Here is a 24487-nt window from a genome sequence, read left to right as displayed (position 1 = left end):
AATGTGGGACATATTAACGCCTCTTTTCCCATTGCAAAAAGACATCCTTTGTCAACTTTTGCTTCATAACACATATGCAAAAAGGCATTTCACCAATCTCAGAGATAATCGTGGCTGCGATTTTTTCTCCTATACCGGGAATCGATTGGATGATTTTATATTCATAATAGAGAAAAAAAGAATTTGTATTGGTGCTGAGTTAAATTTCCAATATATTACAAAAACATTAACATAACAAAGTTGGTTTTATAACCGTGCGTCTTGGCACTTACCTGGGTTGGACTTTCGCCAACTAACAATTAACGGCTTGCTGGGCATGCAGGAAGTAAAGAAAAGAAGCCTAGAGATTTTATCTCCAGGCTTTTTACATCATTTATTCAATAAAGTACATCTTCCCATTCACTTCAAGAGACACTGATGATTGTTTCATCTCTTCCTTTAGAGATTTAGCATAGGTAACTACTTTATTAATTTTTTTCTTGTCCAAATCTTCTGCATAGCTATAGACAATCGTTACTTTCTCTTTAATCAGCTGATTATCATCAGATAGCCATGATCCTGTCCCATCGATGGCTGTTGCTCCTCCAAACATTTTTGAGAATTCCTCCAACGACTTGTTAACATATGGAGTATTATCAATGGGTTGATCAACATTATATGTAGATGGTACATAAATTTTCACTACGTCTTCAAGGTAGAATTGCCCCTTTAATGCAGAAGATTGTTTCTCTTTAGTTTCTTGTTGTTCTGCAGCGTACACAGCATTACCTATAAAGACAATTAACAGAATCGGGATGATCCAATAGAAGATTTTTTTCCTTTCCAATATTCCCACTCCTTCATATTCAACAGTATTGCTGACAAAACAATGGTGAATTTTCTATCTTCATTATACATGCAATAATCAGATTTATGGGAAATATTTACTTAAGTTTATTGTAGTGAGTGACGAACGAGTGCATTAATTCAATAACGAACATAAAAGGATCTTCGATTGAAGATCCTTACCTAAAACATCACATTATGTAAAATAGGTAGTCAAAGAAATATGTTATCCTTATTCCGTAATCGGGCACTTTAGTGAAAGAAGAGATTGCATAAAACCCCAGTTTATACAGCAGCTAGGCTTCTTCAGAAGCCCAAAATGGTGATAAATCAACGATGTTTAATATTGTGCTTAATCGATAAAAATCAAATAAACGCCAATCCTAATAGATATGGGATTGGCGTTTTGGCGTACTTCTTTAAATTACGATTATGTTAAGTTCATTTCCAAATCATCTCGATATATAATACAACGTTTTAAGAAATGTTTTTTAATTCCTCAGTTAATCGTAGGAATTCTTCTTTGTTTTTGTCCTGTAATGACTGGTCAATTTCTTTTCGGATTTGCTCTTTTCTGAAATTACGAAGGGCTTTGTTTAAGACCATTTCAGCAAATTCAGAATCCATGACGTTTACTTCAGGTTGTTGTGGTGTATTAACCAAATTCCTATCCATAGGAAACCAACTCCTTAACCTTTTTTCTATTATACTAAAAGTTTTCTGACTATTCAAACATTTCACTTAGTAGTTCAATGTTTTTTTTAGCCAATGAGTTCACATCTTAAAATGAAAGCTCATTGAAACCTTCAGTTATGGTCTCTAAACAAGAATTTTTAATTCATCTCAAATAATTATTCTTTCAGTTTATTTAATCGTTAATCTATACCATTCTATCTTTAAGATATGATTTTATACATCTATAACAGCCACTTTCCCCTTTTTTTACTTATGTACAGATGATAGTCGTTTTAGGCATTATTTTTATTAGTTTCATAAGAAAAAGAGCAATCTTCCTTATTAAATGAACTTAAAGTAATGTAACCAAGCGAGGAAAAATGGAATGGAGAGATAATAAATGTTTATTAAGCATCCTAAAATCATTACGTACTTTATGAATCTTTTCTTAATAAGAACGGACAAAAATAGCCCCATAACCGGTAATAGAATAATTGCTAGTTGTATCGTTATATTAACAAAATTGTTCATCCCCCAAGGACTTACATTCAACATCCCCCTACCATGGATGAACAAAAAAGTTCCTGATAAGATCCAAATCAAACTAGTAATAAATATATATATTAGATTTCTCATCTTTCTCTCCCTTTACAGAATCCCCAGTCCTATTAGTGAAACTTTAACACATAATTCCATTTATTTGGTTACATATTAAAAATTGCTCTGAACTAATCTGCCGCTTTTATTCCACAAAAAAAAGGCTGCCGCAGCAACCTTTCTTATTGAAGCACAGTGTCCAAACCATTCATTTTTCCAATGCCATATTAACAGCATCAATGGCATGGATTGCGGCCGTATCAAATAATGGCACTTCTGAGTCCTCTGGTTTTATTAGTAATCCAATTTCGGTGCAGCCTAATATTATTCCTTCCGCTCCATCATCCACTAATCCCTTGATGACCTTTTTGTAATGATCTCTTGATGATTGCTTGATTTCCCCTAAACATAATTCTTCATAAATGACTTGATTGATCACTTTTCTATCCTCGGCATTTGGTATCAGAACCTTGATACCATTAGACTCAATTCGTGTTTTATAAAAGTCTTGCTCCATCGTATATTTAGTGCCAAGTAAACCGACCGTGCTGATTTTGGACTTTTGAATTTGTTTTGCGGTTGAATCAGCAATGTGTAAAATCGGTAAACTGACTTTTCCTTCAATATATCCGACCACTTTATGCATCGTATTTGTACAGATTAGAATCATTTCGGCACCTGCCTTTTCCAAAGACAGGGCTGCTTCCCCTAATAATTTTCCGGAACTATCCCAATCCCCTTCAGCTTGATAGCGTTCGATCTCTTCAAAATCCACGCTATATAAAATGCACTTGGCTGAATGCAAACCTCCCAATTTGGCTTTTACTTCTTCGTTAATGGTTCGATAATATTCCAGCGACGATTCCCAGCTCATGCCGCCAATGAGGCCAATAGTTTTCATGAACATTCCCCTTTTCATGTAAAAATGGCTTATTTATCAGTCGAAAAACTCCATATGTGCTTTTTCTTGTTTGTAGTAATCTATTCTATCTTGTAAAGAACCTGTATGAAACTCGAACTTATGGCCATCTGGATCAGTGAAATAAATGGACTTCTTATCTTTCTCATCTCTTGGACGTCCTGACAAGATGTTTACATTCAATTCCTTTAGTTTCTCGTACATGTGCATAAAGTCAGTTTCTTCTATGGAAAATGCTATATGTGTGTATGATTGGCTTATTTCATTACGGGGAATATCCTTTTCTGCATTCAGGGCAAGCCACATTCCATTCAAATCAAAATAGGCAGTGTTTCTCCCCTTGACTAACAATTTTGCATCAAAAACATTTTGATAAAACTCAATGGATCTCTCTAAATTAGTAACTGAAAATAAAAAATGATTCAAACCTTTTATAGACACTCTAACACCTCATATTAGGATTGCTTTTTTTTCGCCATTAGACGCTTATAAAGAGGATAGCCAAACATGTAATACCCTGAAAATGACAGCAGGATTAGGGATAAACCGGTCATTGTGAGGATACTGTATCTATACCAATCGCCAAAGAAGGATCCATCATGCAAAGTGATGAGGAACGTCGAGTAATCCGGATTTGTGGATAACACTTTTCCCGTACTCACATCTAATTGAACACCTTGACCGTTATTAAAGCGAACCTGGTAAACATTTGCACTTGGTCTATATTCTATTCTAAATATATCTTCAACCGAGTCCGCACCTGGAAGATCCTGAGACGTGGCAATGGACACGACCTTCTCCATAGGTATCGCTTGATCTGGACCCGCCTCTTTCCCCGTCCTTAACTCATCAGCCACTCCGAGTGGTAACATATAAACAAGCACGAGGCCTGTGACTGCGATGAACATAAAAAAAATGGATAAAATCAATCCAGTCCATTTATGTATTTTTCGGCTTAATTGATACAACTTTACAGATTTCGACAATTCCATCACCCCTTGACCATTTTTCAAAACAGTAAAATTCATATAATTATAAATTTTTCTTCATAACCACCCGATCTTCATTTACAACATAATCATTTTTCAGATAAAATGCTTCTGCAAGACCGTCATTAGCAGTTAATAAATATAAACTTTTAATCTCTCTTTTCTGCAGTTCATCTTCTAAAGATTGAAGCATATTTGAGCCATGCCCTTTACCTTGCATTTCATTATTCACACAAAGTTCTGCCAAATAATACGTTAAACCTTGATAAGACACCTTACTATTTCCAGCAATGAAACCAACTGGATCGTGATCAATATGAAATAAAAAGCCAAGAAATTTAGGCGTATGCAATAAATCGGAAAGTCTCTCTTTAGCCGTTTCATATGTCCAACTTTCATTCCATGGTTCACGATTAAAAACGTTCATGTAGAGCTCGATACATAGCTCCAAATTCTCCGATGTCAGTGGCAGCATTTCTGTCATATTCATGCTTCCTTTCTATTTTCATTAAAATTTTGTATATTAATCCAAATTATATCTTATCTTATGTGAACTAACCTGTTTCTATAGAACCATAAAAGAAGGGCTGCCAAAGAAGAATTAAATCACCTAAAATACTAGACAACTACAAAATCATGGAGGAGAAAACAATGAACAGATTGGAAAATTATGAGGTTCTGAATCAACTGAAATACATTGATGGCATCACCATTATCGATAATAAAGGGACAATCTTATTTACAATCAAATTTAATCCGCGATTTCACTCTGAAACTCTCGAACGGGAGGAAATATTAGGAGAAAGCTTATTTTCTGTATTTCCTACGTTGAATGAAAAATCGAGCACGTTATTAAATGCCCTGAAAACAGGTCGCCCTATATTTAAAGGCAAGCAAGAAATTGTAGATTTCATGGGACGGAAAATTGAAACCACAAATATCTCTTTACCAATCAGGGCCCATGGGAAAATTATTGGAGCAATTGAATTGTCGAAAGAAAGAAGTAAAGAAGATTCCATTCCTAATAATGTAATCGAGATCAATTCAGATATGTTTAAAGGCGATAAACGATTACTGGAAAATATTCGGCCGGAACGGGCCAAATATACACTAAAAGATATTATTACCGATAACGAGGAAATGAAGAATTTAAAGCGTTTAACCGAAAAAATCGCTAAAGGAAGCTCACCCGTCTTTATATATGGTGAAACAGGAACAGGAAAAGAATTATTTGCCCAATCACTGCATAATGCCAGCACTCGTGCAGAAAAGCCTTTCATTGCGCAAAACTGCGCAGCCATTCCGGAAGCCTTAATTGAAAGTATTCTGTTCGGTACAATAAAAGGAAGTTTTACAGGAGCAGAAAATAATCCAGGTTTATTTGAAATAGCGGAAGGAGGAACCATATTCCTGGATGAGATCAACTCGATGCCCATTCATCTCCAATCCAAGTTATTAAGAGTACTGCAGGACGGATATATTCGAAGATTAGGAGATAGAAATATTAGAAAAGTTGATGTGCGTATAATCACGGCGTCCAATAAACGGCCTGAAGATTGTGTAAAGGATAAAGATATGCGGCTTGATTTATATTACAGATTATGTGTAATGACGCTCAATATTCCGCCATTACGTGAACGGAAAAATGATATCAAGCCTTTATTGGATTTTTTCATCTCTAAATATAATGTGCTGCTGCACAAGAACATTACCAACGTATCCAAAGAAGTATATGACTTTCTCTTAAGGTACAACTGGCCAGGGAATGTAAGGGAATTGGAACATATTGTTGAATTTGCGATCAATCAAATGGATGAATGGGAAGATACACTTCAAATGAAAGATATTGAAGAGCGTGTGAAAAATTTCATTAGACATAGTGAGGAAGAGTATCAGATTGAACCATTAAAAGATGCTGTTGCCAGATTAGAAAAGATCATGATCGAAAAAGCAATCCATCAAACAAAAAACAACGTATCTCAAGCAGCTAAATTACTCGAAATCCCTAGACAGACTTTGCAAAATAAGATCAGATTGTACGAAATAGTGCCCAAAAGCTAACAATGGATAAATAAACGATGTAGAAAGTGCCCAAAATATAACATCCATTGCTTAAATATTAACAATTTAATCATTTTCACTATCTGAAATCGACATTATCATAATGTGAAACTCTTATTTTCCTGCATAAAACGGCGGAAAATGATGAGATCTCTTGGCATACTTCTTGCTTAGTTTACAGATGTAACACAAAGCATTTCCTCTCTATAAAAAACTAGGAAGAAGGGGTATAGTATGAAAATTGGTATGCCGAGGGAAATCAAGGCTGGGGAAGACCGCGTTGTATTAACACCAATAGAAACGGCTGAGTTAGTCGGAGATGGGCATTGCGTGTTGATCGAGACAGAAGCTGGTTTGAAGGCTGGCTTCACTGATGAGGAGTATGTGGAAGCAGGCGCACAAATCAGGCTGACCATGGACGAAATATATAAGGAAGCTGACTTTATTGTGAAAGTTAAGGAAATTTCACCCGAAGAATATGAGCTGTTGAGGGAAAATCAAATGATCTTCGCCTGCCTCCATCCGGCTTCAAACAGTGAAGAAGTGGACGTATTAATGAAGAAAAAAGTGATTGCCCTTACAGCAGAGGATTCCCATAGATATGGTTCCCCTAACTGTGAAGTTGCCGGCAAATTAGGCGCTTTAATGGGAGCTTATCATTTGCTTAGTATAAATGGAGGAAACGGACAGCTTATATGCGGAGTCGGCGGCGCATCGGGAGCGAATGTCCTGGTCCTTGGTGCTGGAATTGTTGGAAAGGCAGCTACAGAAATTGTTTCCGCCTTAGGTGCTGACGTTACCCTAACGGACATCAATATAGGTGCATTAAGACATTGCCAAGAAATTTTCCCTAAAAATGTAAACACAATGATTTCCAATCAACAAAGCATTAAGAAAGTCCTTCAAGATATAGACTTAGTCATCAATTGTGTTAAATGGCCAAAACATAGAAAGGATCATTTAATTACTAGAGATATGTTAAAGATCATGAAAAAAGGTTCAGTGATTGTGGACATAAGTGCGGATGTTGGCGGGGCAATTGAAACCTATAAACCGACAACACATGCAGACCCTACTTATGTGTTAGACGGCGTAGTACATTACGGGGTCGATAATATACCCGGAGCTGCACCACATACTGCCTCTAAAGCCTATGCTTCAGCCGTACTGCCCCATATCCGGTCCATCGCGAACAACGGTGTAGCGGAGGCGTGCAGGAGAGATGGGTACTTAAGAAGAAGCTTAACCGTATATAAAGGCATTCTTACACATGAAGAAACATGTGTCGTTCAAGGCAGGGAATTCACATTTCCGGAAGAAGCACTGGGTTTGACGGATCGCAATGATCTCGATTTTGTACCTAGTGCTACAACAACAAAATTACCGATGAAAATGAGTTAGCCCATCAACTATTTAAAAAGAAAGAAATGTTAAGGGGGGAGAAAAATCCATGAATGAAGTTGAAAAAAAGGTTTCACTCAAGGTGGCATTGCTGACTATTCTTGTATTGATAACGGTTTTATCAGTCGGTAACGGCATTTTGAAACTGCCTACCGATATCGTATTTATTGTCGCAACGATCGCCATTTCCATCGTTCTATTAACACAGGGATTTAAAGGCAAGGAACTGCAAGAATATTTCGTTGATGGTTGTAAGAAATCATTGCTGGTCGTGTTGATTTTAATGAGTGTAGGAATGGTTATCGGTTCTTGGATTGTTTCGGGAATTGTTCCCTCCATTATTTTTTACGGACTAAAATTACTATCTCCCACCGTGTTTTTAGTATCAGGCTTTCTGATATTATGTGTTACCTCCTTTTTTATCGGCAGCGCTTATGCATCAGCAGGAACACTTGGGGTTGCATTCATGGGCATTGGCTATGGAATGGGAATACCACCGGCATTAACGGCAGGCATGGTTGTATCGGGAGCCATATTCGGAAATAAAATTTCGCCATTTGCCGACACTACAAACTTGGCAGTGGCCGTTACGGGGGTTGAACTCACGAGCCATCTTCGGTCCATGCTTTATTCCGTACTACCAATACTAGTCATCAGTACCATCTTGTATGGATTTCAAGGAATGAAGTTTTCCCATAATTCGTTGGATGTGACCAAAATAGATTTAATTACAGATACGTTGTCTAAACACTTTGTGATCAGTCCCTTTTTGCTGCTTGTACCGGTTATAACGATTCTATTGGCTGCCAAGAAAGTCCCCCCATTAATTGCCTTGTTAATATCAGCCTTAGGCGGGGTGATTGCCGCTGCTTTAATTCAAACAAATTATGATATAAACACCATTTTCACCGCTTTATCTAAAGGATTCCAAATACAAACCGGGGTGGAACAAGTCGACAACCTACTCAATAGAGGCGGTATAGCAAACATGATGCCGACTGTTACTCTGTCCATTTTAATTCTTGGTTTTGGCGAGATATTACAAAGAACAGGTATTGTAAGTGCCATTCTAGGCAGCATTAAGAATGCAATCAAAAGTGCACGAAGTCTTGTTTTAACAACCTTATTCTCGGGATTGGTCACAGATATGCTTACAGCAAGTCAGTATATGTCCATTATATTGCCTGGTCAAATGTTTAAATCCGCTTATAAAAAACATAACGTATCGCTAACCGTTCTTTCCAGAACGTTAGAAGATGGCGGAACCATGTTTTCCTATCTCGTTCCTTGGTCGTTAACAGCCATTTATTTATCAGGGGTACTGGGAGTCTCGACTTTGGATTTTTTCCCTTATGCTTATCAAGCCGTCTTAACACCTATTCTTGCCATCATTTACGCACTAACAGGATTTGCAATCTTTAAAGAAAAAGGAAATGTGAACAAGGATAAAGAAAATCCGGAAGAAAAAACGTTCATGCAGAAAAAAATAAGCAATGAATAAAAAACACTTTAGCTGACAGCCCTGCTATATAATATTCCATGAAAAAAGGTCGGCCAGCAATTTTTACTGGCCGACCTTCGACATTAAGAATAGGATTCATTGCCAATCCCCATAATTTGATAGCTGTTTCATGAATAAAACTCTATCTTGATCTAGTCCGTCATAGTCAGAGTGGACTGAAACACCATCAATTAATTTATCTCCCTCTTCCATTTCAAATCCCATCTTGTGATGATAGGCAATTGAAGATTTGTTGACAGGAGACGTTACACAACGGACAATATTGCTACCATTTTGATGAACGACATGAAAAAACTGATGGTATAAATGTCTTCCGATATCATTTTTTCTGAATTCAGGATGTACGCCAACAAAGTGAATATATGCCTCATCAGATTGAGATTGAGATAGAATCCCTATTAGGAAACCGACTATTTCCCCTTCCTTTTCGGCAATGAAACTTGTATTTGTAAAATGATCAAAAAATAATTTCGGTAACATATCAGACATTTGCCTTCCGCCCCACCACTCATTGATCAGTGGAGATATTGCATAGTAATCTGACCCTTTCACTGAACGAATTTCCATTCTTCTCCCCCTTTAATGATGCAACTAAACTAATTTTATCATTTGCCATATAACCCAGAAACATTTTGCACAACTACCCCCGATAGTTACATAAAGAAAGAGCTGTCTTATAGACAGCTCGAATATTAAGCTAACGCACCCGTTTTGCAACAGCATGTCACGGTTCAGTGCCCGTCACCCTTCTTCATGTTAGAAGTCTTCATTCCACGTGATGTAGGAGGCAGTGGCCTTTGATTATCGCCTTCTCTTTTCAGATTAGTATTGGAGCTTAAAAATTTGGGTCTTTTTTTTAACGCCCACAATGGTCTCCTGTAGAATGTATCGCCTAGTCCTTCCGGATTAAGCGGAGCAAATGGTGACATATAAGGAACTCCGAATGAACGCAGGCTGCATAAATGGACTATGACGACAAAAAAGATTAAATTCATACCATAAAAACCCATTACACCTGCGCAAATGATAAATACGAACCGCAGCAAGCGAGCAGCAGTTGCCATGGTATAGGAAGGGGTCGCAAAACTTGCAATGGCCGTGATCGATACCATGATGACCATTGCCGGTGATACAATTCCAGCCTGAACCGCCGCCTGACCAATCACCAGGGCACCAACAATGGACATGGTCGCCCCAATGGCTCTGGGCATCCTTAGGCTTGCTTCTCGTAAGAGTTCAAATGTTATTTCCATGAAGATTGCTTCGATAACAGCCGGCAAAGGAACGGAATCCCGTTGTGCCGCAAGAATGACGAGCAGCTTTGTAGGAATCATTTCTTGATGATACGTTGTAGCTGCTACATAAACAGATGGGGCAATCAGCGAAATAAAGAAAATGATAATACGTAAAATACGTATAGCTGAGGCTATATCAAAGCGAGCATAATAGTCCTCGACAGATTGAAAGAACTGAACAAATAACGCAGGCGCAACCAAGACAAAAGGCGTTCCGTTAACAAAAATGGCTACCCTTCCTTCAAGGAGATTGCCAGCGACCTTATCAGGTCTTTCTGTATGGTCAAGGGTGGGGAATGGGGTCATGACCTGATCTTCTATCAATTGTTCAATATATCCCGATTCAAGAATACTATCGATATTTATTCCTTTTAAGCGCTCTTTGACCTCTTCGACGATTCCTTTTTTTGCAATCCCATTTATATACATGATGGAAACATCCGTCTTTGTTACAGTGCCAATTTTCATCGACTCTATCCATAAATCCGGACTGTTAATGATGCGGCGTACCAGGGCTATGTTTATTGCATTCGATTCAGTAAAACCTTCTCTTGACCCGCGGACCACCGAATTTGTGCTTGGTTCCTGGACAGAACGCCTTTCTCCCCCTTTTGTACTGGCAACCAGGGCCATGTTTATGCCATCAATAAAAATGACGCTATCCCCTGATAATAATGACAAAAATAATTTTTCCCAGTCCGTGACGGGTTCTACACCGCCGAGTGAAACCACGTCTTTAGAGATCACTTCCAGCACTTCATGTGGAAGTAACTTTTCTTTTAGATGAGGATTTTTCATGATGGATTCAATTAAAAAATCTGTAACACTCGGATTGTCTATCAGACCCTGTACATACAAAATGGTCACCTTGATCACAGGATTTTGACTAGTTTTCAACGTTCGTATAATGATATCCGGACTGCTTCCTGTTTTTTGCTTCACGATATCCAGATTGGCTGTTATAGAGCTCTCAATATTTTTGGGTTTTTTCATTATAGATTGATCTTTTTCATTTTCGTCTATCTTTTGCTTCTTGCGTTTCTTCATTTGTCCTTTTTGTTTAAAAAAAGAAACCATGGCATCGGTCCTCTTTCAATCCTATTTCTCTTTATTCTGTCCAACAAAATTGTTTTTTATGGATAACTTCATTCCCAACAATATTATTAGATCTAATATTTAGGTATTCATTATGGAACTATCCTGCCCCTTTAATTGCATAAGAAAAAGGTTGCCGCAGCAACCTCCCTTTTTGAAATAATGTACCCGTTAGTTGCACAACAAAAATCCATTTACCCACTAAAAAATGCCCATAACGCTAAAATGCCGATTGCAATTGGAATAAGTGATATTAACAAAATAATCACTTTAGCTATAATGTATGATTTACTTGCAATTTTGTGGAAAAGGACTAACTCCCACTCTACCCAAGATAGAAATCTATCATTTCTCACCCATTGATACTTTATTAATTCCTTCTGATGCTCCTCTTCCGTATATTTAAACATGACTAATAATAAAAAGATTATTCCTGGAATTAGAAACAACAATCCAACAACCAAAGCACCCATATATCTCAGTTCCTTTTTTTAACATCGTTTTATCGCTTTTTATACGTTTCCCAAGTCAATAAAATTTCACCCCTTATTGAACTATCCTGACCCTTTAGTGCTATAAGAAAAAGGCTGTCTCAGCAACCTTCCTATTGAAGCAGGCACCCGTTAGGTCAATAACCAAGCTTACCACTATGGTTGATGGGGTGTCTTTTTATTTTGGTTTTATTCTCCCCATACATATTCAGGATTAAATTCCAATGGCATAATATCTGCTTTTTTGTAAGAAAAGTGGGAATTCAGCTAGTAAAATGACTAGGATTGGGAGAGTATCGAGGGTACCCATTTAATCCTTGGGGAATATGAATAGGAAAAAAGTAAACAGGTCACTTAATTGTATTTATCACCATTAGTGACCTGTTTTTACACTATATTGGCTGCGCACCTATGTCTCTGGGGCAGCGTCAGGAAAATGCGGATTTACAACGTTAAGCTGTTATAGGAAGTGGGTATCGTTGGTGTAGCAACGATACATGTGTTGAGACAAGTTATACGAGACACTAGTAAGCCTTGTTTAACGTAATATTGACTCCATATCAATAGGCTAGATCCTATTGATACAAAGTGTACTATCTTAATGTTATAAATTGTCAAAATCCTGACGTTACCCCTACATAAATTTTAGTGAAAATAGATTTAAAATGACCGAAGATACTTGACTGCCGTCTCAGCATATATCTCGGCAGATTCTATTAAGTTCTCCACTGAAACCCGCTCATCATACCCATGGATGGTGTGATCCAGGCCAGGACCGTAAAGGACGGTATCAATGCCATGGCGCCGGAAGTGACTGGCATCACTTGAACTAAGCAAAAGTACGCTGAAGACGGGTTCCTCCATTCCGAGGACACGCTGGATTCCCTGTTCCATGGACCTCACAATTGGACGATTCTCTAAGGTCCAGTTTGGGTTAGTACAGGGTACCATTGGCTCTACAACCGCACCTGGCGCTACAGCACTAACAAGATTCCTGGCGACATCAAGTACAAACTCGGACTTCATGCCGAATGGAACACGGGTATCCACTTTAACGATACACTTGTCTGCGACGACGTTCAGATTTGTTCCGCCCTGGATTACACCTGGATTGTAAGAGGGACGATATAGTAACTGTGACAATAAGGGATTTCCTGGATACTGAGATAGGAGCCACTCAGTATTGTACAAAAGTTGATAAGGTTCTGCCGGAGGCGTTGCCTTGAGGTCCCATAGTTTGGTTAGTTCTTCGACCGCGGCTGCCCCTCTTCGTACGGCGGAGATTCCATAAAGCGGTTGTAGGCTGCCATGATCTGCCTGACCTGGTATGATCACCTGCATCCATGCCTTGCCCTTTTCGCCGGCATTCGGATGGTAGGGGTCCGTTGGTTCACCAATCAGACAAGCATCACCCTTAATCAATCCTTGATCCAGGAGCGAGGCCACCTCAATGCCGCCAGTCTCTTCATCCGGAGAGGCTATAACTCCCAGGCTTCCTTTCAAATTAAGAGCGGGGGCGAACTCCTGAAGCAGTCCAGCCACAAAAACCAGTGATGCCAAGCCTCCTTTCATATCGGAAGCTCCCCTACCCAAAAGCATACCTGCTCTGACTTCTCCTGAGAAAGGATCGAAGGTCCAATGTGAACAATCGCCTGCAGGTACGACATCTGTATGTCCACAAAATAGGAGCCGTGGACCAGGTACCCTGGTTAAGGGAGCATCACAGACCACGGTAACCAGCGCATTTTCGCTACGGCGGTGCTCGGTAATCAAGAACCCTTTTGCTGCTAGGTATCGGCTAATATGGCGCCCCATTTCTGCTGACCGCTTCTTAAACTCGGGCGATGGATTTTCAGATGGAATTCGAATAAATGAAGCAGCAAGTTCGACTAATTCCTGTTGCCTTGACCGTATCAGCTGCCGGATTATTCTGGTACTCATATAAATACATCCCCTCCATGTCCGGCATTAGCCGCAGTATTTCTATACTATTCTATGTGCTGTTCCTAGATCATATTTCTGGGGATAAAAGTGGGGAAACATTTGATACGTGTTAAAAGTAATTTTTAAATGATTATGTTTCACAGTTCGAATAAACTATGCTACTTAAACTAATCTGCCCCGATAGTTCCATAAAGAAAAAGCTGCCTTAAAGACAGCTCTTATCTTCAGCTAACGCACCCGTTACTTTAAGTACAATCCTTCACAATCTTATCGTACTATGAAACAACCTCAAATTTCAGGGTGTTTCGTTTTACTATGATATATTCACCTGTTGATTTATTCATTACTTGAGACACTTCCTTCGTATGCGTTATCTCAAACCAATCATTTTGTATATCCACCAGTAATTTTACTTCCACATCACTTTCCCCATATTTTAAACCACTATAAGATAATTTTGTCATCGTTATCATCCCTTTCTTAATGAATAATATGAATCTGATGAGACATAAGACATATTCTTCTTATTGTATTATCCTGCACCGTTAGTTCTATAACAAAAAAGGCTCGCCGCAGCGATACCCTTTCTTTCACTATCGCCCCCATTAGTTGAAGAAGGACGATCACCATTTATGTGGAAATCGTCCTTTTTTATTTCCAGCTGAACAGTATCGTTGTACTGTGCAGCTGGAAAGTTGTTCTTCTTAAAGATAAGCGCCCTACAGACCAAAAAGAGATAGTGGGTTAATCCTTTACATCTTCCTTGCATATTTCACTAACTAGCTGCCATAACGCGTTGTTTTCTTTATTTTTCGGTCCAAGCCTATTACAATTTTCATATTGAGGCTTTGAATTCCTTTATTTTTTGCATTAAACCCTAATAAATTTTTCAGAGGTAACTAATTATTATGTCGTTTGTTAACTTCAATTGTAATGAACTCCGGCAAATAGCTGGGAGTACATCCTTTTGCTACTATTTCATCTTTGTAAAGACCCGTTTTCTCACCAAGTTTAATACAACGTGCACGATTCTTTTCATCATAAACGCCTATCCAGCCTGCGGTGAAATTCATAGCCCATTGAACTTCCGGTTCTTCCTGCGTAATATTAGCTTCTAATGCAGATAGCAAGTATGCGGTGTTATCAGGCGGTGTTTGTCCAGTCCATCTCAATCGCCCTTGATAATACCAGAAAGCTCGCCTTTGAAGAGCAGAAGGACTATTTTCCCATGACTCCATCAATGCAATTTTCTTCTTGTCTTTGGTGAGCTGATTAGCCATTAACCAATCCATTAAGTTATTTCGCTCATCAAAAGTGTGAGTCTGCATATCCTTATCAAGCTTATTTAGCACATCTTGTGAAAGAAGTTTTTTGTCCATAATTAAGATTGCTAATAGTCTGGGCAAAAACTCTTCGGTTGACCAAAGTTCCATAGCTAGTTCGTGATCTTTTTTAATGTCCTTCGCGATTTTCCGTAAGTCGCCTAGCTTAGTTTTACTATTGATCTGAGGTAGAATGTTTTCTGCTTTTGAAAAGCGTTTTATTTCTGTACCTTTATTTTCATTCATTTTATACAACTCCTTTATTAAAGCACTGTTTCATAATATGTCCTTGACGGGATATATCAAGAACTTAATTTCGTTATATGTCTTATTGCAGTGGTGTGCCTCCAAAGTTAATATTGTAGTATATATCGTATTAAAGCTTTCTCCACCTATAATAGAAGAGCAACCATCTTTCATATAATAATAACATTTACTTCCTTTTAATTGGATACGAAAAGAGCACTCCTCTTTAAAGAAACGCTACCCTTTAGTTTAACAAGCATTTATATCAAATCATGGTATTTATAAATAAAAAGCCCCTCAAATTGCTCTGAAGGGCTATATAGAAGAAATATCCGTAATAGAAATAAAAAAAGCAAGGCATAATATATCCTTGATTTCAGTATTGACAACAAATTTATGAATCAGTCAGTTTAATAGTTATCTTAGGCGATTATTTCAAACCAAGCCTCGAAATTAGGGCTGCCAAAATCACACGCGAAACTACCATTTACAATTACCCCTTCTTTTTCTGAGGCTTTGAAAAGTTCCCCTTTTTTAACGTTATATCCATTCGTTCTAAAATCTTCTTTCGCTCTTACAATTATTAATTCGTCATCACGTATAAATATTTTAAACATATTATTTCCTCTCAATCACTGTTATTGACAATATAATATCTCCTGCCTCGTTTATTGTACGAAGACACAAAGATAAGTACATTGGGGACATGAATTTGAGTACATAGAGTTATTAATCCACTCAAAACCGCACCAATTCAATCTCTAACTGTTTTGAGATACAAAATCGAGTACATTATATACAGTAGTTGCATAAAGAAAAAGCTGCCTTAAAGCCAGCTCCAATCTTCAGCCTGTTAGTTCTATAAGAAAAGCAACCCTAATTCAAGAATCGCGCTCGATTACTGAAGAACGAATATAAAACCTTGGTACGAAATGGCCTTGTCATTTATTTATGATACGGTTCACCGCACCTATTCAAGCAGTGGTTTTTTAAAAACTTTCAGCCTTTTGATTTTACACTTCTAATTTAAATCGACGCTGCTGAGGAAGCAGCTGCTTGATCAGCCTTCACACAATCAATTGCAACAACGAGTGCAATAATAATGGTCTCCATCTCTTCATCTATTATTTGAACCTTGTAGCTATCGCCCCAAGTGAACCACTCCTTGCCCACTTTACCTACGATTTTACCATGCTGTAAAACTTGAAAATCCATATCCCACCAATTACCATGTACTTCAATGCCTGCCGCATCAATTGTATATCGTGCTTTAAAGAAGGAAAATTCCTTCTTTATTGTTAATACCTCTCGACCATTCACCTCAACCAAAAACTTTGGTAAAAAGCTGAACACCTTTTTCGTAATGAGTGCTACTTCATCTCTTGCTGTATTCATAATGGAGAAAGTCTTTGGAACTTGCATAAAACTTCCCTCCACGAAATATATATCCTTCTCCTGCTGATCCTTTACTGTAAATTTCCCGCTAAGACTGAATACCTTCTGCTTTATATAAAGCTGCCTCATACTTATGCCTCCCAACCTTAAGTCTTTTACATTACTTACGTTTGAAATGGGCATTGGTTCCAATCTTATGCATTAAATTCCAAATAATAGCTCCACTCAAAAGCGCCTTCTTTTCGGTTCACCACCATTTACCTTAACTAATTTACCTTTTGTAAAGTCAGCAATTCTTCCTTCGCAATCTGGCCCAATTGTTGAACAGCTCCTTATGTACTCTTGAACAATCCTGCCCCGTTAGTTCCATAAGAAAAAGGCTGCCGTAGCAACCCCTGATATTTCACCCGTTTGTTCAAGGAATACTACCAAATTGGCTCCTCCTTGTTACTGAGTTTATATAGAAATGGCATCCAAACAAACACTAAAACATAAGAAACTAATTCTGAAACTAAGATAAAACCCTTAGGTACACCAAATGATACTAACGGTAACCAAATCAAAAATGGAGTAAATACAAATAGACTTAATCGGTTTTTTGATTTTTTTGAAACGTATTGGAATCCTTCACAGGAGGAACATTTTAACCTACTTTTAAACGTGAATATTTTTACAAAAGTTTCTCTCCATCTCCACTTATAACCACAATTCTGACAGGTTGGCATATTAAACTACCTCCTTTTTTATACATATCTCCACCTCTATTTTAACATAAAATTACATTTTCTCATTCAACTAATCTGCCCTTTAGTGCATTATAAAAAGGCTGCGTCAGCAACCTTCCTTATTGAAGTAAAAGTTGTTAAAATCCATTACCCTGGAAAAAAAGGTTGCCATAAAGACAGCTCCAGACTGTAGACAAACTAGATGAAAATCGAGTTTATCTACAGTTTCTTTATGGTTTGTACAACTTTGACGTTGATTTCCATTCCAGGCACTCGCTTTCCGCGGGCGGTCAGGGAGCCTCCTCGGCTTGCGCCTGCGGGGTCTCCCTTTGACGCGCTTTTCCCGCAGGAGTCTCGCACCTTCCGTTCCAATCAACTTTTTTATACTTTAGATAGAACCTTTTTTCTAAAAACTCTGTCTTAAAGGCAGCTCTGATCTTTGCTATAGCACCTGATATTTTAACAGGGTGCCCCTTATTTGAATCCTTCGTCTATTTCATTTCTGTCGTAGTCTAATATCCAGTCGTTGTATTTATCATAAACATCTCTTATCGTTTCGGGCGAAGTCGCCAATAAATCACAACCCCTGTCATCATAAACGTGAAATATAGTTTTCCTGTTGATGTTTATAAAATAGACTCTATTAAAAATACTTGGCCTTATTCCCATATCTTGATTACAGATTGCTTTTAGCATAGGAATGTATTTGAAGTCAGACGTTCTGCACTTTAACGTAAATCTATGTGTTTTATATGTTCCTTCTTCATCATCGTCATGAAAAGTTGTCGTTTGGTTTAACCGGTATAAGAGCGGCTTCTCTTTAATATACCGTGAAAAAGTGTTTGATTTATGTTTAAAACCATCGGAATAATCGTTTACGTCAACTACGATATAAATATCATCTTTATGAGAATGCAAGGACTTGAATAAAGTGATAGCCCTTTTATATACTCCTTGTAGATATGGGCTATTTTCATAAGCATAATCACTATCATAGTCCACACCTAATTCAAAACGGATGCCCGTTTTCCAAGTATAAAACAACGGCGGTCTAAGTTCTAAGTTCGGGAAATTTTCATTCATAAATTCGTTTAAAAGCATTTTTTCACCTCATTATGTTCCTTCATTATACCTATCCATGTAACATGCCCCTTTGGTTGCATAAAAAAAAGAGCTGCCTATGCAACTCCCAGACTGTAGACACTAGATGAAAATCGAGTTTATCTACAGTTTCTTTATGGTTTGTACAACTTGGACGTTGATTTCCATTCCAGGCACTCGCTTTCCGCGGGCGGTCAGGGAGCCTCCTCGGCTTGCGCCTGCGGGGTCTCCCTTTGACACGCTTTTCCCGCAGGAGTCTCGCACCTTCCGTTCCAATCAACTTTTTTATACTTTAGATAGAACCTTTTTTCTAAAAACACTGTCTTAAAGGCAGCTCTGATATTTTAACAATTAGACATCCTTTATTAGAATACCTTGTCTATTTCATTTCCAATCGTTTTCGCTTCATTAATACCTCATTTCCGTTCATATCTCCCCAATCTCGCATTAGGTTAATAATAGGTTTTAATGTTTCCCCAAAGGGAGTAAGAGAATATTCAACTTTTGGAGGAATCTCTCGATAAATTTCACGATGTACAATACCATCCTGTTCCAATTCCCGAAGTTGTAACGTTATCATGCGTTTTGTGGTATAGGGCATAAGTCTCCCTAACTCGTTAAAGCGTTTAGGGCCGGAGATTAAGTTATATAATATGATCCCTTTCCATTTGCCTCCTATCACATCTACTGTAACTGCAACAGGACAAGCAGTGGTATCAGGGCACTTTTCCGTTTTAAAGTCCTTCATATTGACACCCCAATCTTTTAAGTATCAAATTGTATACTATATTACAAATTTTATCCTATTAAACAAAAATGTGCGTACTTTTAATTTTATATTATATAAAGTATCATTGATTTTGCAAGAGAAGACTAAATATTCGTTCTTTTCATACTATTGATCATCAACGATGTTACGAAAATAGTCTGATGAGACATTTTCCTAAAAAATAAGTAGGAGTGACTAAAGTGAAAGCACAAATTATTCAATCTTTTGGTGAACCCTCCGTATTTCAATTTAAAGAGATTTCAAAACCTGAACTAAAACCTGGACATGTCCTCATTCAAGTCAAAGCTACAAGTGTAAACCCCATTGATACGAAAGTCCGTGCTGGTGCAGTTCCAGCCGTTTCCCCCGAGTTTCCGGCAGTATTACATGGGGATGTTGCAGGTTTGGTATTTGCAGTGGGTGAAGGAGTAACCGAGTTTAATGTTGGCGATGAAGTATTTGGATGCGCGGGTGGCTTTAGAGGGACTGGCGGTGCACTTGCAGAGTTAATGCTGGCGGATGTCGATTTACTTGCTCACAAACCGAAAAATTTGACGATGGAAGAAGCCGCAGCTTTACCATTGGTTGCCATTACCGCATGGGAAGCATTATTCAATCGGGCAAATCTACTCCCTGGACAGAATATACTGATCCATGCAGCGACCGGCGGTGTAGGACACATTGCCATTCAACTGGCGAAATGGAAAGGCGCCACAGTCTATACAACTGCCTCTTCGCAAGAGAAACTGGAGATTGGCACAAGTCTTGGTGCAGATGTAACTATTAATTATCGCGCAGAAAGCGTTCACGACTATGTACAGAAATATACAGACGGAAAAGGATTTGACGTTGTGTTCGATACGGTAGGAGGAGAAAACCTTGATCGCTCCTTTGAGGCGGCTGCGGTACATGGAACGGTAGCAGCCATTGCTACCCGTTCGACCCATGACCTCTCCCCAGTGCATTCAAAGGGACTTTCTCTGCATGTTACCTTTATGTTGTTGAAGATATTAAACAAGGACATGCATAAGCATTATGGAGAAATTTTGAAGAAGGTTGCTCGGCTGGTTGAGGAAGAGCAGCTGCGTCCGCTTGTGGATCCAAACATTTTTACGTTTGATGAAGTTTCAAAAGCCCATGAATACATGGAGTCAGGCAAGGCGATTGGAAAAATTGTTCTGAAAAATAGTTGGTGATATTCTAAAAGATTCTCACGTAACGTCTGCTTTTAAACTTTGATTTATTTAATTAAAATAGATAAGGAAATATACAATGCGATAAATCCACTTACACTAAAGCTATTGGTGAACCATTGAAAAAAGCTCCTTTTCAGAAGCTTTTTATATCTTATAGATAAAAGATAAATATGTAAGAAGTGGGTTTTTCGTAAAGTATTCTCACCTTGTTTACGCTTTAGAAAAGGAATATCAAAAAGGCAGCATATTTGCTGCCTTTTATTCAGGGTAGGTGAACTGTTTTAATATGATGAAGATTTAAATATACAGGTTCCTCCCTTGCCGTAATAAGTTCAACAAAATTATCTTCTAACTTATTAATTTGTCCAATTAAATTGGAGTTTTCTCCTATATTAAAAATAATTAAGCTACCGATCAGTTTTTCCACTTGTACGTCAAAGGTTCTTGCCAATGAAAGGTTTGAAGGATGTACAGGAAGATCCTTGTTACTTAAACCATAAGGAGTTTGATTGTCCGTGTATGGGATAATCCACTTTAAATGAAATAAAGGTATATACATAGTCTTATAAACTGGTGAATAGAATTCAAAGTAATTATTCATCACCCTTGTTATATACCCGTGTAAAGGCTGGTTACCAGTTACGTATATTTCCGTGAACATCCCTTTCGCGGATAAAAGAGTTTTTCGTAGTGATAATTCTTCCTCAGCTTCAATTCCAGGTGAATCTACAGGGAGGGAAATCTCCTCGTTTTCCGTAGTATTTACTTTGCAATTTTGAATATGAATTATTGGAAGATACACAAAATCCTGTCCATTAAAGATAACCACTACATCAATACCAGTATCAACCAATGTACCGAAAAAGAATTTTTTTCCAGAAAGTTCTATTTTAATTGTTTTTCCTCTGAGATTTTGTAAGATTTTATTCATAATCACCCCTCCTTCCTACATTAATAGCCAAGCGGTCCAAAAATACAAACTTACGATTAACCCTATAGGAATTATCAAAAAGGTAACTCTAAGATACTTCCCCATGAGATATCGATGGAGTGTTTCTTCAATATAAACATCCAAATTAATGTAGCCAGCGTACCATCAGGCGTCAACAAAGCACCTATATCGCTTCCGATCACGTTAGCAAGATAAGCAATTTGCACAAGGTGAGGATCCTATCCCATCTCTGTTATCGACAAAGTCCCTATCATAACTGCAGGAAGATTATTAGTTAATAATATGCCCATGATCATGGTTGCGTTGAATGGGCTATCCATAATTAAGGGTTTTAAATTGCTGACTATATAATCGTTCAAGCCAACATTCTTCAAACCATATACCAGCACGTACATATTGAAAGCAAATGAAAGAACATGCCAGGGTGTTTTCTTTACAATATCGCTAAGACCAGTTTTGGTTTTATACCATCTCAGTAATATCAAAAGGAACGCTCCCACCGACCAATTCCAAGGGAACCCCAAATGGTGTAAGTGCGAAGAAGCTCGCCGAGTTAAGATGATGATTGCAAAACTCATTTTAAACAACTTCCAATCATTATCTTCGGATTGTTGTTTAACATTGAGTGGATGAGTATGCACATAGCGTGAAAGGTTTTATCCCATTTTTTCATTAATCCCAAATGGTCTCCATAACATGAGAATAATAGTTAAAGTAAAAATTATTGACATCAAGACAATTTGTAAACTAAGTATTTACCTCCGCCGCCTTGTTTTTGGATGGTGTAATTTTTTACGGTATCAGGAGTGGTTTGATTTTGAGGTTTTACAAAAAAGGAATAGAAGACTCCTCCAAGTACAGAAAAAAACAAAATCATCATTCCATGTCCTCCTTTCAATTGGCCTTTAATTTTATCTTAAGGCTTTACCCGTTTTGCCTTCAATTTCCCCTTCATTCTTTCAGCAAATTTCATCAATGAATAATATTCTGTTTTTCGTTTTCCATTTTCTGCATACACCTTTTCAGTGGACTTCATTAATTCGTAACATTTCTTATCTATCAGTTTCCTTTTTTCTTTTAAATTATTTTTCTTTGCGGATTGTTCATTCATTTCTTCAGGGCTTGAGTTCCTGAATTCCCCAGTCGGGTTTTCTTGGATTGCCTCTTGAATATCTTTTTTATTAGTTACTGAAGGGTTTTCCTTCTTACTTTCTTTTTTCTTCTTTTCCTGGGATTTTTGTTTCTTATGTTTATCCGTACTTTTCTTTACATTGGATTGATTTTTGCTCACTTTTTTTATTGTTGATTGAACAGTCGGTTCTTCTTTCACGTTAGATAAAACTTCCGGAGGGGCAGGATTACTTGCTGTAGGGTTTTCCTTCTTACTTTCTTTTTTCTTTTTTTTCCGGGATTTTTGTTTCTTATTTTTATCCGTACTTTTCTTTACATTGGATTGATTTTTTTTCACTTCATTTACTGTAGAATGAACAGTCGGTTCTTCTTTCACGTCAGATAAAACTTCCGGATGGACAGGATTAGTTGCTGTAGGGTTTTCCTTCTTACTTTCAGGGGATTTTTGTTCCGTATATTGATCCGTACTTTCTTGTACATTGGATTGATCTTTGTCCACTTGATTTACTGTAGATTGAACAGTCGGTTCTTCTTTCACGTCAGATAAAACTTCCGGAGGGGCAGAAGTTGGTTCCTCTTTTCCAATAGTTAAAATGTCCTGTTCTTGTTTCTGGTCAACAGGCTCTTCCTCCCCTTTGGAATTAATTTCAGTGTCTTCCTTCAATATGGAATCACTTTCCTTAACTTGATCCCCTTCTGACTGTTTATTTTCAGTTTTTTCGTCCTTATTTTCCTGCTGTTTGTTCTCTGACGATTCCTTTTTATCTATCCCTTTGAAAATATAGAGTATATTTGATAATTGTACATAAAGCTGTTTATCCTTATTTAATAAAACGATATAATTATTAGTTACGGTACTTAAAAATCCGTCAAACGATAGATTATTATCTTTGTTTACTGTCACCCAATGGCCTTGGAGTTCATTTATTAATTCTGTAAAACTTTGTTTCTGTGTTAGTTCGTGATCAAGTATTTGAGCCTGGAATTCTTTGGTGTTTTTTGATAAGGCATAAACCTGATTTAAGTTGAAATAACATTGTTTATTTGGATTAATTTGAATGACAATAAAGTCGCTCTTCACATCAAGTACTACCCCATCATGAACAGTTTTATCATCAGAAATAATACTAATATTAAAACCTATCAGTGAATTAAGTGCCTCTTGAAAATTTTGTTTTTTCATCTGATGAGTCCCCCTTTTTAATTGGATGGTCGCTTCTGTCCGGAAGCGACACATCATTTATGGGAAATACTATTTTTCTTTTTCTTCTGCTTTATTATCTTTATTTTTTTCCGATTTTCCACCGTCTTTATTATCTTTATTTTTTTCTGATTTTTCTTCTTCTTTAGGTTTCTCTACTCTTGCACCGTAACTGATGCTGCGGATATGGAACATTGACAGGCGAATAACTTCTTCGTTTAGTATTAATGTTATGAATTCATCATTAATATCATGAAGTACTCCTTCAAGCTTCTCGGGGCCGCCTCGGTTAATATTTACCCATTGATTTCTGAGGTCACCTAGTAAGCCTTTAAAAGTTGCAGCTGTTTTAAAAGTAAAATCTTCGGGAACCTCCAGTTGAAATTGGAATCCCTTCTTTACATTCTCGGTAATACTTTTGATATGGTCGGTTTTATAGTAGATAACACCTTCTTGTTCAGTTAAGATCGATAAGTGGTCATCGTATATGCCTAATAATAATCCTGTCCGAGATTCAGGCCCTCCTCTATCTACCTTTAGAACTTTCCCAACCAAATTAGTTAACCATTCCTTATTCATAATGTTGCCCCTCCTATATAATCATTTACCCTGTATGTATATGTGTCATGGAATGA

General features: G+C 37.6%; 25 protein-coding genes and 2 pseudogenes. 4 read left to right on the top strand and 23 right to left on the bottom strand.

The features are described 5' to 3' along the window. Positions 1–85: 85 nt before the first annotated feature. From BW986_RS31425 to BW986_RS21380, 7 genes and pseudogenes are all read right to left on the bottom strand, one after another. Positions 86–163, bottom strand: a pseudogene (locus BW986_RS31425) (transposase); the annotation flags it as partial. Positions 164–373: 210 nt separating this feature from the next. After that, on the bottom strand, positions 374–835 hold the full coding sequence (locus tag BW986_RS21410; RefSeq protein ID WP_260320918.1) for a DUF3574 domain-containing protein: 462 nt from the start codon (positions 833–835) through the stop codon (positions 374–376). A 467-nt stretch (positions 836–1302) separates the two neighbouring features. Further along, positions 1303–1500, bottom strand: a complete 198-nt coding sequence (locus BW986_RS21405) for an IDEAL domain-containing protein (RefSeq protein WP_076370526.1) — start codon at positions 1498–1500, stop codon at positions 1303–1305. 805 nt (positions 1501–2305) lie between these two features. Beyond that, positions 2306–2998, bottom strand: a complete 693-nt coding sequence (locus BW986_RS21395) for an aspartate/glutamate racemase family protein (protein ID WP_076370522.1) — start codon at positions 2996–2998, stop codon at positions 2306–2308. 36 nt (positions 2999–3034) lie between these two features. Continuing rightward, positions 3035–3457 carry a FosM family fosfomycin resistance protein gene (fosM, locus tag BW986_RS21390; RefSeq protein ID WP_076370520.1) on the bottom strand — a complete coding sequence of 141 codons (423 nt, stop codon included), beginning with the start codon at positions 3455–3457 and terminating at the stop codon, positions 3035–3037. A 14-nt stretch (positions 3458–3471) separates the two neighbouring features. Beyond that, complete coding sequence (locus tag BW986_RS21385; RefSeq protein WP_179086131.1) at positions 3472–4002, bottom strand: PepSY-associated TM helix domain-containing protein; 531 nt, start codon at positions 4000–4002, stop codon at positions 3472–3474. 46 nt (positions 4003–4048) lie between these two features. Beyond that, positions 4049–4489 carry a GNAT family N-acetyltransferase gene (locus BW986_RS21380; protein WP_076370516.1) on the bottom strand — a complete coding sequence of 147 codons (441 nt, stop codon included), beginning with the start codon at positions 4487–4489 and terminating at the stop codon, positions 4049–4051. Positions 4490–4656: 167 nt separating this feature from the next. Between BW986_RS21380 and BW986_RS21375 the strand changes: the two genes are divergently transcribed. From BW986_RS21375 to nhaC, 3 genes are all read left to right on the top strand, one after another. Next, complete coding sequence (locus BW986_RS21375; protein WP_076370514.1) at positions 4657–6066, top strand: sigma-54 interaction domain-containing protein; 1410 nt, start codon at positions 4657–4659, stop codon at positions 6064–6066. A 234-nt stretch (positions 6067–6300) separates the two neighbouring features. Beyond that, positions 6301–7467 carry an alanine dehydrogenase gene (locus BW986_RS21370; protein ID WP_076370512.1) on the top strand — a complete coding sequence of 389 codons (1167 nt, stop codon included), beginning with the start codon at positions 6301–6303 and terminating at the stop codon, positions 7465–7467. A gap of 49 nt (positions 7468–7516) precedes the next feature. Then, positions 7517–8968 (top strand): Na+/H+ antiporter NhaC, encoded by a 1452-nt coding sequence (nhaC, locus tag BW986_RS21365; protein WP_076370510.1) that lies wholly within the window; start codon positions 7517–7519, stop codon positions 8966–8968. A gap of 96 nt (positions 8969–9064) precedes the next feature. Here nhaC and BW986_RS21360 read toward each other — a convergent pair whose 3' ends face one another. The 11 genes from BW986_RS21360 to BW986_RS21305 form a co-directional block, all read right to left on the bottom strand. Next, a complete protein-coding gene (locus BW986_RS21360; RefSeq protein ID WP_076370508.1) occupies positions 9065–9556 on the bottom strand; it encodes a GNAT family N-acetyltransferase in 492 nt (163 codons plus the stop codon). Between the two features lie 164 nt (positions 9557–9720). Next, the gene (locus BW986_RS21355; protein WP_076370506.1) at positions 9721–11361 is read right to left on the bottom strand and encodes a spore germination protein; all 1641 of its coding nucleotides are present in this window, start codon (positions 11359–11361) and stop codon (positions 9721–9723) included. Positions 11362–11573: 212 nt separating this feature from the next. Next, positions 11574–11852: a hypothetical protein gene (locus tag BW986_RS21350; RefSeq protein WP_076370504.1), complete on the bottom strand. Its 279-nt coding sequence runs from the start codon at positions 11850–11852 to the stop codon at positions 11574–11576. A 678-nt stretch (positions 11853–12530) separates the two neighbouring features. Next, on the bottom strand, positions 12531–13811 hold the full coding sequence (locus tag BW986_RS21345) for a M20 family metallopeptidase (protein WP_076370502.1): 1281 nt from the start codon (positions 13809–13811) through the stop codon (positions 12531–12533). Positions 13812–14089: 278 nt separating this feature from the next. Further along, positions 14090–14278, bottom strand: coding sequence for a hypothetical protein (locus BW986_RS21340; RefSeq protein ID WP_076370500.1), 189 nt, complete (start codon positions 14276–14278; stop codon positions 14090–14092). Positions 14279–14713: 435 nt separating this feature from the next. Continuing rightward, the gene (locus BW986_RS21330) at positions 14714–15382 is read right to left on the bottom strand and encodes a DNA alkylation repair protein (protein WP_034310892.1); all 669 of its coding nucleotides are present in this window, start codon (positions 15380–15382) and stop codon (positions 14714–14716) included. A 422-nt stretch (positions 15383–15804) separates the two neighbouring features. Continuing rightward, entirely contained in the window at positions 15805–15999 is a 195-nt protein-coding gene (locus BW986_RS21325; protein WP_076370496.1) for a hypothetical protein, read from the bottom strand. Between the two features lie 409 nt (positions 16000–16408). Next, on the bottom strand, positions 16409–16906 hold the full coding sequence (locus BW986_RS21320) for an LURP-one-related/scramblase family protein (RefSeq protein WP_076370494.1): 498 nt from the start codon (positions 16904–16906) through the stop codon (positions 16409–16411). A 296-nt stretch (positions 16907–17202) separates the two neighbouring features. Beyond that, positions 17203–17502 (bottom strand): TIGR04104 family putative zinc finger protein, encoded by a 300-nt coding sequence (locus BW986_RS31290; RefSeq protein ID WP_076370492.1) that lies wholly within the window; start codon positions 17500–17502, stop codon positions 17203–17205. 474 nt (positions 17503–17976) lie between these two features. Next, the gene (locus BW986_RS21310; RefSeq protein WP_076370665.1) at positions 17977–18585 is read right to left on the bottom strand and encodes a DUF3885 domain-containing protein; all 609 of its coding nucleotides are present in this window, start codon (positions 18583–18585) and stop codon (positions 17977–17979) included. 397 nt (positions 18586–18982) lie between these two features. Next, on the bottom strand, positions 18983–19351 hold the full coding sequence (locus BW986_RS21305; RefSeq protein WP_076370490.1) for a winged helix-turn-helix transcriptional regulator: 369 nt from the start codon (positions 19349–19351) through the stop codon (positions 18983–18985). A 221-nt stretch (positions 19352–19572) separates the two neighbouring features. On the opposite strand from BW986_RS21305, the gene BW986_RS21300 reads away from it, so the two are divergent. Then, positions 19573–20568, top strand: a complete 996-nt coding sequence (locus BW986_RS21300; protein ID WP_076370488.1) for a zinc-dependent alcohol dehydrogenase family protein — start codon at positions 19573–19575, stop codon at positions 20566–20568. A gap of 262 nt (positions 20569–20830) precedes the next feature. Here the strand turns inward: BW986_RS21300 and BW986_RS21295 are convergent, their stop codons facing one another. From BW986_RS21295 to BW986_RS21275, 5 genes and pseudogenes are all read right to left on the bottom strand, one after another. Beyond that, positions 20831–21499 carry a DUF2642 domain-containing protein gene (locus tag BW986_RS21295; RefSeq protein WP_076370486.1) on the bottom strand — a complete coding sequence of 223 codons (669 nt, stop codon included), beginning with the start codon at positions 21497–21499 and terminating at the stop codon, positions 20831–20833. Between the two features lie 74 nt (positions 21500–21573). Continuing rightward, positions 21574–22098: pseudogene (locus BW986_RS30870) on the bottom strand (ArsB/NhaD family transporter). 152 nt (positions 22099–22250) lie between these two features. After that, on the bottom strand, positions 22251–22400 hold the full coding sequence (locus BW986_RS30365) for a hypothetical protein (RefSeq protein WP_179086130.1): 150 nt from the start codon (positions 22398–22400) through the stop codon (positions 22251–22253). A gap of 36 nt (positions 22401–22436) precedes the next feature. After that, on the bottom strand, positions 22437–23834 hold the full coding sequence (locus BW986_RS21280; protein ID WP_076370482.1) for a DUF2642 domain-containing protein: 1398 nt from the start codon (positions 23832–23834) through the stop codon (positions 22437–22439). Between the two features lie 69 nt (positions 23835–23903). Beyond that, complete coding sequence (locus BW986_RS21275) at positions 23904–24431, bottom strand: hypothetical protein (RefSeq protein ID WP_076370480.1); 528 nt, start codon at positions 24429–24431, stop codon at positions 23904–23906. Between the last annotated feature and the right edge of the window lie 56 nt (positions 24432–24487).

This window comes from Peribacillus simplex, from assembly GCF_900156045.1.
GTDB lineage: Bacteria > Bacillota > Bacilli > Bacillales > DSM-1321 > Peribacillus > Peribacillus simplex_D.
This window is presented reverse-complemented; position numbering and strand designations above follow the sequence as displayed.

Coding starts and splice junctions, on each gene's coding strand:
- BW986_RS21405 (WP_076370526.1), bottom strand. CDS start 1,500: ATGGATAGGAATTTGGTTAATACACCACAACAACCTGAAGTAAACGTC.
- BW986_RS21395 (WP_076370522.1), bottom strand. CDS start 2,998: ATGAAAACTATTGGCCTCATTGGCGGCATGAGCTGGGAATCGTCGCTG.
- BW986_RS21380 (WP_076370516.1), bottom strand. CDS start 4,489: ATGACAGAAATGCTGCCACTGACATCGGAGAATTTGGAGCTATGTATC.
- BW986_RS21375 (WP_076370514.1), top strand. CDS start 4,657: ATGAACAGATTGGAAAATTATGAGGTTCTGAATCAACTGAAATACATT.
- BW986_RS21370 (WP_076370512.1), top strand. CDS start 6,301: ATGAAAATTGGTATGCCGAGGGAAATCAAGGCTGGGGAAGACCGCGTT.
- nhaC (WP_076370510.1), top strand. CDS start 7,517: ATGAATGAAGTTGAAAAAAAGGTTTCACTCAAGGTGGCATTGCTGACT.
- BW986_RS21360 (WP_076370508.1), bottom strand. CDS start 9,556: ATGGAAATTCGTTCAGTGAAAGGGTCAGATTACTATGCAATATCTCCA.
- BW986_RS21355 (WP_076370506.1), bottom strand. CDS start 11,361: ATGGTTTCTTTTTTTAAACAAAAAGGACAAATGAAGAAACGCAAGAAG.
- BW986_RS21350 (WP_076370504.1), bottom strand. CDS start 11,852: ATGGGTGCTTTGGTTGTTGGATTGTTGTTTCTAATTCCAGGAATAATC.
- BW986_RS21345 (WP_076370502.1), bottom strand. CDS start 13,811: ATGAGTACCAGAATAATCCGGCAGCTGATACGGTCAAGGCAACAGGAA.
- BW986_RS21340 (WP_076370500.1), bottom strand. CDS start 14,278: ATGACAAAATTATCTTATAGTGGTTTAAAATATGGGGAAAGTGATGTG.
- BW986_RS21330 (WP_034310892.1), bottom strand. CDS start 15,382: ATGAATGAAAATAAAGGTACAGAAATAAAACGCTTTTCAAAAGCAGAA.
- BW986_RS21325 (WP_076370496.1), bottom strand. CDS start 15,999: ATGTTTAAAATATTTATACGTGATGACGAATTAATAATTGTAAGAGCG.
- BW986_RS21320 (WP_076370494.1), bottom strand. CDS start 16,906: ATGAGGCAGCTTTATATAAAGCAGAAGGTATTCAGTCTTAGCGGGAAA.
- BW986_RS31290 (WP_076370492.1), bottom strand. CDS start 17,502: ATGCCAACCTGTCAGAATTGTGGTTATAAGTGGAGATGGAGAGAAACT.
- BW986_RS21310 (WP_076370665.1), bottom strand. CDS start 18,585: ATGAATGAAAATTTCCCGAACTTAGAACTTAGACCGCCGTTGTTTTAT.
- BW986_RS21305 (WP_076370490.1), bottom strand. CDS start 19,351: ATGAAGGACTTTAAAACGGAAAAGTGCCCTGATACCACTGCTTGTCCT.
- BW986_RS21295 (WP_076370486.1), bottom strand. CDS start 21,499: ATGAATAAAATCTTACAAAATCTCAGAGGAAAAACAATTAAAATAGAA.
- BW986_RS30365 (WP_179086130.1), bottom strand. CDS start 22,400: ATGATGATTTTGTTTTTTTCTGTACTTGGAGGAGTCTTCTATTCCTTT.
- BW986_RS21280 (WP_076370482.1), bottom strand. CDS start 23,834: ATGAAAAAACAAAATTTTCAAGAGGCACTTAATTCACTGATAGGTTTT.
- BW986_RS21275 (WP_076370480.1), bottom strand. CDS start 24,431: ATGAATAAGGAATGGTTAACTAATTTGGTTGGGAAAGTTCTAAAGGTA.